Origin of the sequence: Cellulomonas phragmiteti (genome assembly GCF_016862775.1) — a bacterium.
Taxonomy (GTDB): Bacteria; Actinomycetota; Actinomycetes; order Actinomycetales; family Cellulomonadaceae; genus Cellulomonas; species Cellulomonas phragmiteti.
Genome location: NZ_BONP01000019.1, coordinates 1 through 15,088 on the forward strand (window position 1 = coordinate 1; position 15,088 = coordinate 15,088).

A 15,088-nucleotide genomic window follows, 5' to 3' on the forward strand; every position below is an offset into this window, starting at 1 on the left:
ATCGGCTGACAGGTCGACCCATCCCGTCGTGACCCCATGCGCGACGGGTGAGGGGCCGGTTTCGGGCACCTGCCCGGGGCCGGCCCCTCGTCGTGGGGGTAGGGCCACCCCCACCCCCGCGACGTGGGCACGCACCGCTGCGGGCGGCCTCGCGCGCGCCCTACCGTCGAGGCATGACCTCACCACCCCTGGACGTCCCGCTGACGGACCCGCACGACGTGCCGCTGGCCGTCGACGTGCGGCACGTCGCACCTGCTCTGACCGGCGGACGCGCCCTCGCGCTGGCGCCCGTCTCGGCCGCGACGTGGACCGCGGTCGGGCAGCTCGCGATCGCCGCGGTGGCCGGCCTCGCCGCGGCCGTCGTCCTGATGACCGGCGTCGCGCTCGGCGCGGGCCTGCTCGTGGTCGTCGTCGGCGTGCCCGTCCTCGTGCTCACCCTCGCCCTCGCCCGCGGCTACGGGACGGGGGAGAGGTCGCGCCTGGACGCCCAGCTCGGGGTCGTCGTGCCGCCCCCGGCGCCCGGCCCCGGCCCGGTGTACCGGCCCTCGACGTGGTGGGCGTGGCTGCGCGACGGCCGGGCGTGGGCCGCGGTCGCGCACGCCCTCGTCACGTGGCTGCTCACGTGGACGGCCGCGTCGGTCGCGCTGTCGCTCGCCGTGGGGGCGCTCGTGGTGCCCGTGGCGCCGCTCACCGGTCGCGTCTCGTGGCCGCACCTCGCGATCCTCGCGCCGGTCGCGGTGCTCGCGGTGTGGCTCGCGGCGGTCCTGCTGCAGCTCGCCTGCCTGGCCCAGGTGCGCCTGGGCCGGGTGCTGCTCGGCGGTCGGTCACGTGCCGAGGCGGAGCGCGCGGCCCGTGCCGCGGAGCAGCGGGCGTCGGTCGCCGAGGGGCGCGCCGAGCACCTGCACGAGACGCGGACGGCGGCCGTGGTGGCCGCCGACGAGGAGCGCCGCCGGATCGAGCGGGACCTGCACGACGGCGCCCAGCAGCGTCTGGTCGCCCTCGGGGTCGAGCTCGGCGTGGCCCGACGCGCCGCGGCCCAGGACCCCGCCGTCGCGGTCGCGGCCGTCGACGCCGCGCACGGCGAGATCAAGGAGGTGCTGGCCGAGCTGCGCGACCTCGTCCGGGGCGTCCACCCGGCCGTCCTCACCGACCGCGGCCTGGACGCCGCGCTCTCCGCGCTCGCCGCCCGCAGCCCGGTCCCGGTCGACGTCGAGGCCGACGGTCTCGGGGCGGACGTCGGTGCGCAGGCGCAGGCCGCCGCGTACTTCGTCGTCGCCGAGGCGCTCACCAACGTCGCCAAGCACGCCACCGCCACCCGGGCGACCGTGCGCGCGGGCGTCCACGGCGACCGGCTGCGGATCGAGGTGGCCGACGACGGCGCGGGTGCCGCGCACGCCGCACCCGGGGGCGGGCTCGACGGCCTGCGCCGCCGCGTCGAGGCGCTCGACGGCACGTTCGACCTCGTCAGCCCCGCCGGTCGGGGCACCGTGCTCACCGTGGAGGTGCCATGCGCATCGTGATCGCCGAGGACTCCGTCCTCCTGCTCGACGGGCTCACCCGTCTGCTCACCGCCGAGGGGCACACCGTCACCGGGTACCGCACGGCCGACGAGCTCGTCGCCGTCCTCGGCGACCCGGCCGCGGACCTGCCCGACGTCCTCGTCACCGACGTCCGCATGCCCCCCACGCACACCGACGAGGGCCTGCGCGCCGCCGTCCACCTGCGGGGCCTGCACCCGGGCCTGCCCGTGCTCGTGCTCTCGCAGTACGTCGAGCAGCGCTACGCCCGCGAGCTGTTCGCCTCCGACGCCCGCGGCCTGGGGTACGTGCTCAAGGACCGGGTGGCCGACGTCGACGACTTCCTCGCCGCGCTCGCCCGCGTCGCCACCGGCGGCACCGCCCTGGACCCCGAGGTCGTCGCCCAGGTGCTCGCCCGGTCCCGGCGCAGCCTGTCCGACGTGCTCTCGCCCCGGGAGCGCGAGGTCATCGCGCTCATGGCCGAGGGACGCTCCAACGCGGCGATCGCCGACCGGCTCGTCGTCGGCGCCGCCGCCGTCGAGAAGCACGTGACGTCGATCCTCACCAAGCTCGACCTGCCCCCCGACTCCGACGACCACCGCCGCGTCCTCGCGGTCCTGCGGTGGCTCGAGGACACCCCGACGAACGGAGCACGACCGTGACCGCCACCCAGCCCCTCCCGCCGCAGGTGACCACGCCGCCCGTGGCGCGGCGACCGCGCAGCACCGCGGGGCGCGCCCTGACGGTCGTCGGCGTGACCCTGGCGGTGCTCGTGCTGCTGCAGGGCGCCGTCCAGCTGCTCGGGCGGCTGTCTGTGACGACGTCGTCCGCGTCCGCGACGCTGGCCGCCACCGACGTGGTCGAGCTGGTCGCCGACGGCGGGGTCGAGGTCGTGGCGGCCGACGTCGACGAGGTCGTCGTCGACCGCAGCGCCACGTACGCCTGGGCGGGCCCGCGCTACGACGTCACGACGACGCAGGGGCGCACGGTCGTCCGGTACGAGTGCCGGGTGCTGCCCGTGTCGCTGCCCTGCTCGGCGAGCCTGACGGCCGAGGTCCCGCAGGGCACGCACGTCGTGGTCCGCGCGAGCGACGGGACGGTCCGCGTGCAGGGTGCGGTCGGCGACGTCGAGCTGCGGGCCGGAGACGGCGACGTGCACGTCGACGGGGTCGCCGGCGACGTGCGGCTGCGCACCTCCGACGGCCGCGTGGTCGTGGACGGCGTGGGCGGTGACCTGGACGTCGAGGTCACCGACGGTGAGCTGCGCGTCACCGACGTGGTCGGGGACGTGCGGGTCGGTACCCGGGACGGTGCGACCACCGTCGCGGGCGTGGGCGGCGACGTCGACGTGCGCACGTCGGACGGGCGCCTGGAGGTGCGCGACGTGCGGGGCACGCTGACCGCACGCGCCTCCGACGGCGACGTGCGGGTCGCCGCGGTGCGGGGCGACGTCGAGGTCCGCACGGTCGACGCCGGCATCACCGTGCACGGGCGCGGCGAGCCGGTCGCGCTGACGGTGCGGACGGACGGGCGCCAGCGCATCGAGGCCCCGACGGACCCGGGCGCCCGCGTCCGTGTCGAGCTGGTCGCCGTCGACGGCGACATCGCGTACCTGGGCCCGGAGGGCTGAGGCCGCACCCGACGCCTCGACCTGCCGGCACGACGAAGGCCCCTGATCAGCAGATCAGGGGCCTTCTCGCTGTCGGGGTGGCGGGATTCGAACCCACGACCTCTTCGTCCCGAACGAAGCGCGCTACCAAGCTGCGCCACACCCCGTGGAGCCTGGCAAGGATAGCGGACGAGGCACCCGGAGACGAAATGCGTCAGGGCGCGACGAGTGTGAGGAGCGTCGCCTCCGGGCGGCACGCGAAGCGCACGGGCGCGTACGGCGACGTGCCCAGCCCGGCGGACACGTGCAGCCAGGACGAGCCCGCGCCGGCGGCGCGGTCGGGGCGCGCACCGGGCCAGCCGTGCAGGCCCTTCGCACGGCGCAGGTCCAGGTCGCAGTTGGTGGTCAGGGCGCCCCAGCCGGGAACGGCGAGCTGACCGCCGTGGGTGTGCCCGGCGATCGTCAGGTCGACGCCGTCGGCGTGCATCGCGTCCAGCACCCGCCGGTACGGGGCGTGCGTGACGCCCAGGTGCAGGTCCACGGCGGGGGAGCGGCCGTCGGACGTCCGCACGTCGTCGGGGCCGCCGGCCGCGGGCATCTCGTCGCGGTCGAGGTGGGCGTCGTCGGTGCCGACCAGGGACAGTCGGCGGCCGTCGACCTCGAGGGCGTCGCGGCGGTTCGACAGGTCCACCCACCCGGCGGACGTCAGGCGGGTCACCAGCTCGCGCCAGGGCAGCTCCACCGGCGGCGCGGCCGGCACGTGCCGGGCGTCCGGCAGCAGGTAGCGGGCCGGGTTCTTGAAGGCCGGCGCGAGGTAGTCGTTGGACCCCAGGACGAACGCTCCCGGCACGGTCAGCAGCGGCTCGAGGGCGTGCAGGAGGTCCGGCATCGCGTCCAGGTGCGCCCAGTTGTCGCCCGTGTCGACGACCAGGTGGGGGTCGAGCGTCGCCAGGTCCCGCACCCAGTCGACCTTGCGGCGCTGCCCGGGGGTCAGGTGCAGGTCCGACACGTGCAGGATCCGCAGCGGCTCCTGGCCCGCGGGCAGCACCGGGACGGTCACCTCGCGCAGCGCGTACCAGCGCACCTCGACGAGCGACGCCCAGGCGAGGGCCGCGGCGCCCGCGAGCGCCAGGCCGCCGACGGCGCGCAGGGCCGTGCCGCCGGCACCGGCAGGGCCGGTACCGGCGTGGTGGTGCGTCACCCGCGGCCCTGCCCCGGCCCCGGCGCCGGCTGGTTGCCGCCGCCCGGGCCGCCGGGACCGCCGCCCTGGCCCGGGAACCCGGGGTTGGCGGCGGGCTGCCCGCTCGACATCGTCAGGGTGATCGACGCACCACGGGTCGCGCTCGTCGCGGACTGGGAGGCCACGGTCTCCGCCGGGTACGACGAGGGCACGCGCTCACCGGACACCGACACCCGGAACCCCGCGCCCTCGAGGATCTCGCGGGCACGCTGCTCGCTCTGACCGACGACCGACGGGACGCCGACACGCTCGCCGTAGACCTCACGGTCGGTCGGCGCGGTGAAGCCGGGGTTGTCGACGCCGGCGAGGACCTGCGTCATGAAGTCCTTCCAGGTCGGCGCGGCGATCGAGGAGCCGTAGGGGCCGGACCGGTAGTACGTGCCGTTGATCGTCTCGCGGTTCATCGACCGCAGGCTCTCGCTGTACCCGACCCACACCGCCGTGGACCGCAGCGGGGTGTAGCCGACGAACCAGTTGTGCTCGTTCGAGCTCGTCGTCCCGGTCTTGCCGGCGGCGGGGAACGGCGGCTGGCCGACGCGGCTCGCCGTGCCCGTCCAGACGTTGCTGAGCGCGAAGTTCATCGCGGCGGCGTACTTGGGGTCGATCGCGCCCGGCGTGCAGTCCGCCGGCGGCACCGGCAGCGAGGTGCCGGTCGCGTCGACCACGCTGGTGATCGCGATCGGCTTGCAGTAGGTGCCGCCCGAGGCGAACGTGGCGTAGGCGGCCGCCATCTGCAGCGGCGACGTCGACTGCGAGCCGAGCACGTTGCCGGGCAGCGGGTCGAACGGGACGTCACCGGCGGGCGTGCCGATCGTGGGGTCGGTCGCGTTGGGGTTGCCCGCCTTGGTCACGCCGAGGGCCGCGGCGCCGTTCATGATGTCGCACAGGTCGAGCTGGGTGGACATCGCGACGTAGGCGGAGTTGACCGAGTTCTTGGTCGCGTCGAGGACGCTCTGCTGGATGGCCCGGCCGCCCTCGGAGTTGCCGAACTTGTACGGGGCGCCCGTGAGGCGCCCGACGCACGAGGCCGTGAACTCGTTCATGTTGTACTGCAGCCGGGTGCCGTTGACCGACGACTGCAGCGCGTTGCCGCGCTTGAGCCACTCGAGCAGCGTGAAGACCTTGAACGTCGAGCCGGGCGGGAAGCCGGCCGAGCCGCCGTACCGGAACGTCGTGTTGAAGTTGACCGACGTCTCCCCGGGGTTCTGGACCTCGAGGGCCGAGTAGATGCGGTTCTGCGCCATCGCGGTGATCTGCCCGGTGCCCGGCTGGACGGACACGATCGCGCTCGCGACACCCGACGGGTCGTCGACCGGGACGCCGTCCTTGACCTCGGCGTCGGCGATGGCCTGCTCGCCGGGCTGCAGCGTCGTGGTGATCGTCAGGCCGCCCTTGTAGAGGATGTTGGTGCGGTCGCGGGCCGTCTCGCCGAACGCGGGGTCGTTGGCGATGACCTTGGTGACGTAGTCGCAGAAGAAGCCCGACCCGGGGACCGTGGCGTCGGCGCTCATGCAGCCCTGGCTCAGCGGGGAGACGTTGAGCGTGGCCTCCACGGGCGTCGCGAGCCCGGCGTCGCGCTCCTCGAGGGTGATGAAGCCCTCCTTGTACATGTCGCGCAGCACCTTGTCGCGGCGCTTCTGCGAGTCGGCGTACCGCTCGGCGTCCTGCTCGGGCGTCTCGTTGGCGGGGCCGACGGGGTCCCACGCGCTGGGGGACTGGGTGATGCCGGCGATGGTCGCGGCCTCGAGGTAGTTGACGTCCATCGCGGACTTGCTGAAGAAGTACCGCGATGCCGACTCCACGCCGTACACCGACGCCCCGAAGGCCGCGATGTTGAGGTACTTCTCGAGGATCTCGTCCTTGGTCATCGTCTTCTCGAGGGTGATGGCGATCTTCGCCTCGCGCAGCTTGCGGGCGATGCCCTCGGGGCCCTTGCTGACCTTGGCCTCGGCGCGCAGCCGCGCACGCTCCTGCGGGTCCTCCACGCGCTCGGCCGCGTCGAGGAAGACGTTCTTCACGTACTGCTGCGTCAGCGTCGACGCCCCCTGGGTGTCACCGCCGGCCGACGCCACCGCGGCGCGGAGCATGCCCGCGGGGTCGATGCCGGAGTGCTCGTAGAACCGCCGGTCCTCGACCGCGATGACGGCCTGCTGCATGATCGGCGCGATCTCGGACAGCGGCACGACGATGCGGTTCTGGTCGTAGAACGTGGCGAGCAGCGTGCCGTCGGCCGCGAGGATCTCGGACTTCTCCGGCAGCGGCTTCTGCTCGAGCTCGCTGGGCAGGTCGTCGAACGCCGTCACGGACATCCCCGTGATGCCGTTCGCCACGGCGACGCCGGGCAGCACCAGGCCGGCGGCGAGGACGCCGCCGATACCGGCGACGAGGCAGAAGGAGAGCAGCAGGGCCAGCGCCTGCACGGCGCTGACCTTGCGTCCGCGCGCGCGGGCAGTGTTCGGCATGCCCGCCAGGCTACCCGGGGCGTCCGACGGCCGGGGAGGTCCACGGCGCTCCGTACGTCTCCTCCACGCGACCTGCACACGCCCGGAGGGCTGTCCGAGCGAAAAGACCCGTCCGGGGTCTCGTCAGGACCCGCCGTCTGCCGATACGGTCACGGCGGCGACACGCAGGGAGCGACACGCGGAGGATCACGTGGCAGGGCTGGGGGCACAGGAGTACGAGGGTCACTGGACGGCGATGGCGTCGTGCGGTCAGGGCAAGCACGCGCCCGACGCGCTCTTCGTCGAGGGTGCCGCCCAGCGGGAGGCGCGGGCCGTGTGCCAGGGGTGCCCGGTGCGTCTGGACTGCCTCGCCGACGCCCTGGACAGCCGCGCGGACTTCGGGGTGTGGGGCGGCATGACCGAGCGTGAGCGGCGCGCGCTGCTGCGCCGCCGGCCCGACGTCGCCTCGTGGCGCACCGAGCTCGTCGGCAACGAGCCCTCGCTGGTCGCGCTCGCCGGTCTGGTGTGAGCGCTACCACCGACCGCCGCCGCACTAGGGTGGGCCCATGGCGACCCAGTGGGAGTACGTGACCGTTCCGCTCATCATCCACGCCACCAAGGCGATCCTCGACCAGTGGGGAGCCGACGGCTGGGAGCTCGTGACCGTCATCCAGGGCCCCGACGCCGGGCTGGTGGCCTACCTCAAGCGACCCAAGGCCGTCTGATGGCGGACGCCTCCCCGGGGCGTGTGGCCGCGCGGCTGGCCGAGCTCGGCCTGCACCTGCCGGCGGTCGCGGCACCCGTCGCGGCCTACGTGCCCGCCGTGCGCAGCGGGGCGCACGTGTGGACCTCCGGGCAGCTGCCGTTCGTCGACGGTGCGCTGCCGGTCACGGGCAAGGTCGGCGCCGCGGTCGACGTCGAGACGGCGACCGCGCTCGCGCGCACCGCCGCCCTCAACGCGCTGGCGGCCGTCGGTGCGCTCCTGGCCACCGAGTCCGCGGACGGCGACCCCGTCCGCGCCCTCGACCGGGTGCGGCGCGTGGTCAAGGTCGTCGGCTTCGTGGCCAGCGACCCGGGCTTCACCGGGCAGCCGGCCGTCGTCAACGGCGCGAGCCTGCTGCTGCACGACGTGCTCGGCGCGGCGGGTGTCCACGCGCGCTCGGCCGTCGGGGTCACGGTCCTGCCGCTCGACGCGCCCGTCGAGGTCGAGGTCGTCGTCGAGACGGACTGACGGCCGGCTCAGCGGGCCCGGCGCTCCAGGCGGTCCACGTCGAGCAGCACGACCGCGCGGCCCTCGCGGCGCACCCAGCCGCGCGCGGCGAAGTCGGCGAGCGCCTTGTTGACCGTCTCGCGCGACGCGCCCACAAGCTGGGCGAGCTCCTCCTGCGTGAGGTCGTGCGCGACCCGGATGCCCTCGTCGACGGGCTGGCCGAACCGCGTGGACAGGTCGAGCAGCGCCTTGGCGACGCGGCCCGGCACGTCGGAGAACACCAGGTCGGCCAGCGCCTCGTTGGTGCGGCGCAGCCGGCGCGCGAGCGCCTGCAGCAGGTGCTCGGCGACCGTGGGCTTGTCGACGAGCCACGTGATGAGGTCGTGGTGCCCCAGCTCGAGGATCACGGCGTCGGCCACGACCGTCGCGGTCGCGGTGCGCGGGCCGGGGTCGAAGAGCGACAGCTCGCCGAACATCTCGCCCGGGCCGAGGACCGCGAGGAGGTTCTCGCGCCCGTCGTTCGAGCGGCGCCCCAGCTTGATCTTGCCGTCGCGCACCAGGAAGAGCCGGTCGCCCGGCTCGCCCTCGTGGAACAGCACGTCACCGCGCGCGGCGTCGAGCACCTTCATCGAGTCGATGAGTGCCCGGGACGAGTCCTCGTCCATGCCCGCGAACAGCGGCGCCGTCAGCACGATGTCCTCCGCCACGGCGGTTCCTTCCCCTCTTCCCGCGATCCAGCGCGGGCGTGCGTCGTGTCCGGCAGCAGGGCCGGACGCCCGCCTGCCAGTCTGCCCCATCTCGGCGTCGGCGCGCGTCGGGTCGGCGCGCCGGGCGCACCCACCCGCGGCCCGGCGGCCCCATGGCCGCTCGCCGTGGAGGCTCACATGCCGTCGGCGACCGCGTTCCGGGACCGCAGGACGGCGGTCGGGTCGTCGGCCAGGCGCTCGACGAGCCGGCCCGTGGCGCGCTCCAGCGCCTCCACGACGCCGTCCTCGTAGCGGGCGAGGCGCTCGTCGAGGGCGCGCAGCGCCGGCAGGAGGCCGACCTCGCGGCCCGCGTCGCCGTGGGGCAGCGCCTCGTGCAGCTCGCCGGCCCGCGGCACCTGCAGGCACACGTCGAGCGGCAGGACGAAGGCCACGTCCTCGCCGAGCGCGCCGGGCGCCGCCGCGCCGGCGACCGCGAGGTCCATCCGTGCGCGCACGACGCGTCGCCACCAGCCGACCCGGTCACGCTCGGCGCGCAGCGCGCGTCGCTCGAGGCGCAGGTCGTGCAGGGGTTCGTCGGGCGACGTCACACGGGGTGGTTCGGCCGGGTGCGGCCCGGACTTGACCGTTCCGCGGCGATGCGCACGATCTGTTCACCCGCCAGGAGCAACCGGGCACCCGGGCGGTGGGTGTGGGCGGCGCCACGTACGCTCGCCCGGTGGACGCAACCCTGCAGGAGAGCCCGCTGGCCCGGACCCGGCGGGCTCGCCGTGTCGACCGGGCGCTGACCGGGCGCTACCCCGACGCGCGCTGCGAGCTGGACTTCCGCAACCCGCTCGAGCTGCTCATCGCCACCGTGCTCTCGGCGCAGACCACGGACGTGCGCGTCAACGCCACGACGCCCGAGCTCTTCGACCGGTGGCCGGACGCGGCGGCCATGGCGGCCGCGGACGTGCGGGACCTGGAGGACGTGCTGCGCCCGACCGGGTTCTACCGGGCCAAGGCGCAGTCCGTCGTCGGGATCGGCGCCGCCCTCGTCGAGCGCTTCGGCGGTCAGGTGCCGCGCCGCATCGAGGACCTCGTGACGCTGCCCGGCGTGGGCCGCAAGACGGCGAACGTCGTGCTCGGCAACGCGTTCGGCGTGCCCGGGATCACCGTCGACACGCACGTGCAGCGGCTGTCGCAGCGCCTCGGCTACACGACGAGCGAGGACCCGGTCGTCATCGAGGCCGAGCTCGGGGCGCTGCTGGAGCGCCGGGAGTGGACCATGGCGTCGCACCGGCTGATCTTCCACGGGCGGCGCACCTGCTTCGCCCGGCGGCCCGCGTGCGGTGCCTGCCCGGTCGCCGCCCTGTGCCCGTCAGCGGGCATCGGCGAGAACGACCCGGAGCTGGCGGCGGCGATGCTCAAGGGCTGACCGCGTCCACCTCGGCCAGCCAGTCGACGAGCAGCTCACCGACCAGGCCGGGGGCCTGGTCGGTCGGGTAGTGCCCGGCGCCGTGCAGCAGCTCGAAGCGGTACGGCCGCGCCAGCCGCTGCGTGCCCGGGCGCAGCGCCGCCGTCGACGCGGGCCGCAGGCCGTCACGCAGCCCGTGGACCTGCAGGACCGGCAGGGGACGGGCCTCGCGGAGCGTCGCGCGGTACCGGCGGCCGTCGGGGCGGGGGGTCGCGCGCACGAGCCAGCGCACGAGCTCGAGCTGGCTGTGGGCGGCGAAGGGCACGCGCACGGCGCGGCGGTAGGTGCCGACCGCGTCGCGCCCCGGCAGCCCGGGGACGCCTCCCCAGTGGGTGAGCATGCGGTCGACGAGGTCGCCGCGGACCATGGCGCGCTCCGGGAGCGAGGGCAGCTGCGCGAACGCCAGCACGGCGGCCGCGGCCGGGCCCGGCGGGGTCCGCGGCAGCGCCAGGGCGTCCAGCGGGTGGGGGGCCCCGACGACGCCCAGCGCTCGCACGACGTCCGGGTGGTAGGCGGCCGTCGCCCAGGCGACGTCACCCCCGGTCCCCGCACCGACGACGACCGCGCTGCCGGCGCCGAGCGAGCGGACCACGCCGGCGACGTCGTCCGCGAGCGTCGGCACGTCGTAGCCCTGCGGCGGCTTGTCCGACGCGCCGGTGCCCCGCAGGTCCATCGCGGCGACCCGGTAGCCGGCGGCGGCGAGCACGGGCAGCTGGTGGCGCCACGCCCACCACAGCTGCGGGACCCCGTGCAGCAGCAGCACGAGGGGGGCGTCGGCGGCCCCCGCCAGCGCGACGTGGAACCGTGCACCGTTCGCGGTCACGAAGCGGTGCTGCCAGGGCCCCTCGATGAGGAGCGACGCGGAGTCGACGGGGGTCATCGGGTGCAACCTACCGGGTCGTCCCTGGCGCGTCGCCGTCGGTCCCGCACGGTGCCGGCACGGTCGTGTCCTCGACGGCCGACGGCGCCCGCACGTCCGCGCCCCGCTGCAGCGCGCGGACGGCGGCGTCGATCGCGGGGACGGCGGCGGCCCGCGCGGCGTGCAGGCGCCCGCGCCAGGAGAGCACCGCGCCGCCGGTCAGCGCGGCCAGCAGGGACGCGAGCAGGACGCCGACGACGACGTGGTCGCCCAGGACGGTCCCCGTCCCGAACGCGAGCCGGCCGACCAGCAGCGACACCGTGAACCCGATCCCCGCGAGCAGGCCCACGCCCACCACGTCCCACCACCCCAGGCCGGGCGCGAGGCGTGCCCGCGTGAACCGCGCGACGAGGAACGTCGCCAGCGTGATGCCCAGCGGCTTGCCGAGCACCAGCCCGAGGACCACGCCCAGCCCGACGGGCTCGGCGAAGGTCGCGCCGATCGTCGCGAGCTCGACGGTGACCCCCGCCGCGAACAGGGCGAACACGGGCACCGCGAACCCGGCCGACACCGGGCGCCACAGGTGCTCGTAGTGCTCGGCCAGGGAGTGGTCCGCGTCGTCGGTGGGCCTCGCGCCCCGCACGGCCGAGCCCGGCAGGGCGGGCACGGCGAACCCGAGCAGGACGCCGGCGATCGTGGCGTGCACGCCCGACGCGTGCAGCAGCGCCCACGCCGCGAGCGCGAGCGGGACCAGGAGGAGCGGCGTGCGCACACCGCGGCGCAGCGCGAGACCGAAGGCGGCGACGCATCCCAGCGAGCCGAGCATCAGCCCGAGGGTGACGGTGTCGGTGTAGCCGACGGCGATGATGACGATCGCGAGCAGGTCGTCTACGACCGCGAGGGTCAGCAGGAACGCGCGCAGCGCGACGGGCACCCCGCGCCCGACGATCGCGAGCACGCCCACGGCGAACGCGATGTCCGTCGCGGTGGGCACCGCCCAGCCCTGGGGTGCGCCGCCGGCCGTCGTCGTGTTGACGACGAGGTAGATGGCGGCCGGCACCAGCATGCCGCCCACGGCCGCGGCCGCGGGCAGCACCGCGGTGGCCAGGTGCCGCAGCTCGCCCACGACGATCTCGCGCTTGAGCTCGAGCCCGACGACGAAGAAGAAGATCGCGAGCAGGAAGTCGGCGGCCCAGTGGGCCAGGTCGAGGTCCAGGTGCAGCGCCGCCGGGCCGATGACGAAGCCGCTGACCGCGCGGTAGGAGTCGGGTGCGAGGTTGGCCCACAGCAGGGCGGCGACCGCACCCGCGAGCAGGAGCAGGCCACCGGTGCGCTCGTCGCGCAGGGTGTCCGCGAGGTTGCGCCGCCCGCCCGGGGTGAGGGCGGAGAAGAGCGGGCGCGGTGCGGGTTCCGGCGTGCCGGACGGGTGCGTGGACACGGGTGTCCCTCTCGGAGGTCGTTCCTGTCGTGGCCGACGGCGTCCCGGCGCGCGGGCTCGTGCCGTCAGGGGTGGTGGCGCGTGGTCGCCTCAGGCGCCCGCGGGCTCCGGCACGTCGGTGCGGTCGTCGGCGGCGCGGCGGTCCTTGGGCGGGTCGAACCGGTAGCCCACGTTGCGCACGGTGCCGATGAGCTGCTCGTGCTCGGGGCCGAGCTTGGCGCGCAGCCGGCGCACGTGGACGTCGACGGTCCGGGTGCCCCCGTAGTAGTCGTAGCCCCAGACCTCCTGCAGCAGCTGGGCGCGGGTGAACACGCGCCCCGGGTGCTGCACGAGGTACTTGAGGAGCTCGAACTCCTTGTACGTCAGGTCGAGCGGGCGACCGCGCAGCCGGGCGGTGTACCCGCCGGCGTCGATCGTCAGCTCGCCCGACGAGATCTCCTGCGGCGCGTCGTCGTACGACGAGGACGCCGCGTGCTCCATGACCAGCCGGAACCGCGTCTCGACCTCGGCCGGCGTCGCGTGCTCGAGGATGATGTCGTTGGCGCCCCACTCGGCGGTGACGACCGTCAGGCCGCCCTCGGTGAGGACGAGCACCAGCGGGACGGTCAGTCCGGTGGCGCGCAGCAGCCGGCACGTGGTGCGCGCGGTGACGAGGTCACGGCGCGCGTCGAGCACGACGATGTCCGCGTCCGGTGCGTCCACGAGGGCGGACGGTTCGACGGGGAGCACCCGGACCCGGTGGGACAGGAGCCCCAACGCGGGTAGCACCTGTGCCGAACCCCCGGACGCAGGCGTGAGCAGCAGCAGATCCGCCACCTGTCACCTCCTGGCTGCGAGGGAGCACACGTTACCGCGTGGTCAGGCGGCACCGTGCCGCCGCCCACGCGCGCCACCCGTCCGGGCGGCGGTCGGGCGTCCCGCGCCACGTCTGCGAGAATCGCCCGCGTGCTTGACGACGACCGTCCCACCGCCCGGCGCCACGACCGGTCCGTGAGGCGACGGCCCGGCCGGCGGGGTCCGCGATGAGCGTCGAGACGCGTGCGGTCCTCACGGCTGTCCTCGCGGCCGTCGCCGCCGTCGCCGGCTACCTCGGGGTGCTGCCGCTCGCCGGTGTCAGCGCGGCCCTCGTGCTGGTGCTCGCGATCGGCTGGCCCGGGCTCGCCGGCCTGCCGTTCACCCCGGGCGCGGGAGCGGTGGTCGCCCTGGGCGGTCTCGGTGCGGTCGCGGCGGTGACGTTCACCGCCGAGCAGCCGTACCTGCAGCACATGGCACTGGTGTTCGCCGGTGCCGTGGTGCTCGCGTTCGTCAACGAGCTGCTGCGCCGCGACGGCCGGCTGCGCATGGTGGAGTCCGTGTCCGGCACCGTCGCGGGCACGGTGCTGGCGGTGTGCGTCACCGGGTGGGTCGCGACGGCGCGGCTCGACGGCGGCAAGGAGCTGGTGGTCGCGGGCGCCGTCGCGCTCGCGCTGGGGTCGGCGGCCGTCGCGCTGCGCGGGCGCACCTGGCTCGTCTACCTGGTCACCGTCGCCGCGGCCACCGCGGGCGGGACCCTCGTGGGCTGGGCCCTGCCGGCCGTGCAGCTGCTCGCGGGTGCGGTGCTCGGGCTCGGGGTGGGGGTGCTCGTCGCCGCCATGCACGCGCTGTTCGACCGCTTCCCGGCGCTGGCGCGGCGCCTGCCGTCGCTCGCCGTGGTGGTGCTCCCCGTGACCGTCAGCGGGGTGCTCGTGTACGTCGCCGGCCGGGTCCTGGCCGGCTGAGCGGGCCCTCGGGACGATCCGACGGCCGCACGTCGTTAGGATCGGTGCATGACTGCGCTCGAGGGGTTCTTCATCGGTCTGCTCGTGCTGGCCACGTTGACCATCACGTGGTTCGCCGGGTTCGTCGCCTACCGCCTGTACAAGGGCCAGCGCTGAGCCCTCGGCGCGGACCTGCGCCCACCCGGGCGGCCCGCGGGCCGTCCGCCGCCCGTGCACGTCGGTGTGCCACCGACGCACGACCGAACCGAGGAGGCACCGTGCCGTTCGTGCTGCCCGAGGGCCTGGCTCCCGAGGTCTACCCGCTCGCCTGGTTGGTGGGCCGCTGGCGCGGCGAGGGCGTCGTCGGCTACCCCGGTGTCGAGGAGAGCGCCTTCACGCAGGAGCTCGAGATCACGCACGACGGGGGCCCGTACCTGGCCTACCGGACCACCGTCCGGCTCGTCGTCGCCCCCGACGACGTCGCGGCGATCGACCCCGACGCACCCGCTGCCGTCGACCCGGACGCGCCCCCGGAGCTGCCGGCCGACGCCGAGGGCCCCGTGTGGTCCACCGAGTCGGGCTACTGGCGCGTCCCGCCGGAGCGCCCGGACGACCTGGCGCCCGACCAGCACCCCGTCGAGCTGCTGATCGCCGACCCGGCCGGGTACGTGGCCGTCTACGTCGGGGCCGTCGGCAACGGGCGCGTCGACCTCGCGTCGGACCTCATCGCGCACACGGCCACCGGTGCCGCGGTCAACGCCGGCAAGCGCCTGTACGGCCTGGTCGAGGGCGACCTCATGTGGGCGCACGACCTCGCCGCGTTCGGCGAGCCGATGCAGTCGTACGCCTCCGCGCGGCTCACCCGCGTGGACGGCTGA

General features: G+C 75.4%; 16 protein-coding genes and 1 tRNA gene. 9 read left to right on the top strand and 8 right to left on the bottom strand.

Annotation, left to right across the window (positions count from 1 at the left end):
- The first annotated feature begins 173 nt into the window (after window positions 1-173).
- The 3 genes from Cph01nite_RS14160 to Cph01nite_RS14170 are packed head-to-tail and all read left to right on the top strand — an operon-like array spanning window position 174 to window position 3,147.
- Window positions 174-1,520: a sensor histidine kinase gene (locus Cph01nite_RS14160; RefSeq protein WP_203675271.1), complete on the top strand. Its 1,347-nt coding sequence runs from the start codon at window positions 174-176 to the stop codon at window positions 1,518-1,520.
- Window positions 1,508-2,179 (top strand): response regulator, encoded by a 672-nt coding sequence (locus Cph01nite_RS14165; RefSeq protein WP_203675273.1) that lies wholly within the window; start codon window positions 1,508-1,510, stop codon window positions 2,177-2,179. The genes Cph01nite_RS14160 and Cph01nite_RS14165 overlap by 13 nt, the downstream gene beginning before the upstream one ends.
- Window positions 2,176-3,147, top strand: a complete 972-nt coding sequence (locus Cph01nite_RS14170; RefSeq protein WP_203675275.1) for a DUF4097 family beta strand repeat-containing protein — start codon at window positions 2,176-2,178, stop codon at window positions 3,145-3,147. The genes Cph01nite_RS14165 and Cph01nite_RS14170 overlap by 4 nt, the downstream gene beginning before the upstream one ends.
- 72 nt (window positions 3,148-3,219) lie before the next feature.
- On the opposite strand, the gene Cph01nite_RS14175 is transcribed toward Cph01nite_RS14170, so the two are convergent.
- The 3 genes from Cph01nite_RS14175 to Cph01nite_RS14185 form a co-directional block, all read right to left on the bottom strand.
- A tRNA-Pro gene (locus tag Cph01nite_RS14175) sits at window positions 3,220-3,293 on the bottom strand.
- Between the two features lie 47 nt (window positions 3,294-3,340).
- Window positions 3,341-4,327 (bottom strand): metallophosphoesterase, encoded by a 987-nt coding sequence (locus Cph01nite_RS14180; RefSeq protein WP_239069272.1) that lies wholly within the window; start codon window positions 4,325-4,327, stop codon window positions 3,341-3,343.
- Window positions 4,324-6,828 (bottom strand): penicillin-binding protein, encoded by a 2,505-nt coding sequence (locus Cph01nite_RS14185; protein WP_203675277.1) that lies wholly within the window; start codon window positions 6,826-6,828, stop codon window positions 4,324-4,326. The genes Cph01nite_RS14180 and Cph01nite_RS14185 overlap by 4 nt, the downstream gene beginning before the upstream one ends.
- 235 nt (window positions 6,829-7,063) lie before the next feature.
- On the opposite strand from Cph01nite_RS14185, the gene Cph01nite_RS14190 reads away from it, so the two are divergent.
- The 3 genes from Cph01nite_RS14190 to Cph01nite_RS14200 are packed head-to-tail and all read left to right on the top strand — an operon-like array spanning window position 7,064 to window position 8,038.
- Window positions 7,064-7,336 carry a WhiB family transcriptional regulator gene (locus Cph01nite_RS14190; RefSeq protein ID WP_203675390.1) on the top strand — a complete coding sequence of 91 codons (273 nt, stop codon included), beginning with the start codon at window positions 7,064-7,066 and terminating at the stop codon, window positions 7,334-7,336.
- Between the two features lie 37 nt (window positions 7,337-7,373).
- Window positions 7,374-7,532 carry a Sp36 family protein gene (gene sp36 / locus Cph01nite_RS14195; RefSeq protein WP_203675279.1) on the top strand — a complete coding sequence of 53 codons (159 nt, stop codon included), beginning with the start codon at window positions 7,374-7,376 and terminating at the stop codon, window positions 7,530-7,532.
- Complete coding sequence (locus tag Cph01nite_RS14200) at window positions 7,532-8,038, top strand: RidA family protein (protein ID WP_203675281.1); 507 nt, start codon at window positions 7,532-7,534, stop codon at window positions 8,036-8,038. The genes sp36 and Cph01nite_RS14200 overlap by 1 nt, the downstream gene beginning before the upstream one ends.
- 8 nt (window positions 8,039-8,046) lie before the next feature.
- Here Cph01nite_RS14200 and Cph01nite_RS14205 read toward each other — a convergent pair whose 3' ends face one another.
- Together Cph01nite_RS14205 and Cph01nite_RS14210 are read right to left on the bottom strand one after the other, a co-directional pair.
- A complete protein-coding gene (locus Cph01nite_RS14205) occupies window positions 8,047-8,724 on the bottom strand; it encodes a Crp/Fnr family transcriptional regulator (RefSeq protein WP_275407406.1) in 678 nt (225 codons plus the stop codon).
- A gap of 173 nt (window positions 8,725-8,897) precedes the next feature.
- Window positions 8,898-9,311 carry a hypothetical protein gene (locus Cph01nite_RS14210; RefSeq protein ID WP_203675283.1) on the bottom strand — a complete coding sequence of 138 codons (414 nt, stop codon included), beginning with the start codon at window positions 9,309-9,311 and terminating at the stop codon, window positions 8,898-8,900.
- Between the two features lie 128 nt (window positions 9,312-9,439).
- Here Cph01nite_RS14210 and nth point away from each other — a divergent pair, with 128 nt between their 5' ends.
- Window positions 9,440-10,138 carry an endonuclease III gene (nth, locus tag Cph01nite_RS14215; RefSeq protein WP_239069273.1) on the top strand — a complete coding sequence of 233 codons (699 nt, stop codon included), beginning with the start codon at window positions 9,440-9,442 and terminating at the stop codon, window positions 10,136-10,138.
- On the opposite strand, the gene Cph01nite_RS14220 is transcribed toward nth, so the two are convergent.
- The 3 genes from Cph01nite_RS14220 to Cph01nite_RS14230 form a co-directional block, all read right to left on the bottom strand.
- Window positions 10,128-11,057 carry an alpha/beta fold hydrolase gene (locus Cph01nite_RS14220; RefSeq protein WP_203675285.1) on the bottom strand — a complete coding sequence of 310 codons (930 nt, stop codon included), beginning with the start codon at window positions 11,055-11,057 and terminating at the stop codon, window positions 10,128-10,130. The two genes, nth and Cph01nite_RS14220, sit on opposite strands and share 11 nt — an antisense overlap.
- Before the next feature lie 10 nt (window positions 11,058-11,067).
- On the bottom strand, window positions 11,068-12,474 hold the full coding sequence (gene nhaA / locus Cph01nite_RS14225; protein WP_203675287.1) for a Na+/H+ antiporter NhaA: 1,407 nt from the start codon (window positions 12,472-12,474) through the stop codon (window positions 11,068-11,070).
- A gap of 90 nt (window positions 12,475-12,564) precedes the next feature.
- A complete protein-coding gene (locus Cph01nite_RS14230; RefSeq protein ID WP_203675289.1) occupies window positions 12,565-13,290 on the bottom strand; it encodes a winged helix-turn-helix transcriptional regulator in 726 nt (241 codons plus the stop codon).
- Between the two features lie 206 nt (window positions 13,291-13,496).
- Between Cph01nite_RS14230 and Cph01nite_RS14235 the strand changes: the two genes are divergently transcribed.
- Window positions 13,497-14,231, top strand: coding sequence for a hypothetical protein (locus Cph01nite_RS14235; protein ID WP_203675291.1), 735 nt, complete (start codon window positions 13,497-13,499; stop codon window positions 14,229-14,231).
- A gap of 257 nt (window positions 14,232-14,488) precedes the next feature.
- Window positions 14,489-15,088: a heme-binding beta-barrel domain-containing protein gene (locus tag Cph01nite_RS14240; RefSeq protein WP_203675293.1), complete on the top strand. Its 600-nt coding sequence runs from the start codon at window positions 14,489-14,491 to the stop codon at window positions 15,086-15,088.

Excerpts from the sequence above, each read along its gene's own strand:
- Cph01nite_RS14160 (WP_203675271.1), top strand. The coding sequence starts at position 174 with ATGACCTCACCACCCCTGGACGTCCCGCTGACGGACCCGCACGACGTG.
- Cph01nite_RS14165 (WP_203675273.1), top strand. The coding sequence starts at position 1,508 with ATGCGCATCGTGATCGCCGAGGACTCCGTCCTCCTGCTCGACGGGCTC.
- Cph01nite_RS14185 (WP_203675277.1), bottom strand. The coding sequence starts at position 6,828 with ATGCCGAACACTGCCCGCGCGCGCGGACGCAAGGTCAGCGCCGTGCAG.
- Cph01nite_RS14190 (WP_203675390.1), top strand. The coding sequence starts at position 7,064 with ATGGCGTCGTGCGGTCAGGGCAAGCACGCGCCCGACGCGCTCTTCGTC.
- sp36 (WP_203675279.1), top strand. The coding sequence starts at position 7,374 with ATGGCGACCCAGTGGGAGTACGTGACCGTTCCGCTCATCATCCACGCC.
- Cph01nite_RS14200 (WP_203675281.1), top strand. The coding sequence starts at position 7,532 with ATGGCGGACGCCTCCCCGGGGCGTGTGGCCGCGCGGCTGGCCGAGCTC.
- Cph01nite_RS14220 (WP_203675285.1), bottom strand. The coding sequence starts at position 11,057 with ATGACCCCCGTCGACTCCGCGTCGCTCCTCATCGAGGGGCCCTGGCAG.
- Cph01nite_RS14235 (WP_203675291.1), top strand. The coding sequence starts at position 13,497 with ATGAGCGTCGAGACGCGTGCGGTCCTCACGGCTGTCCTCGCGGCCGTC.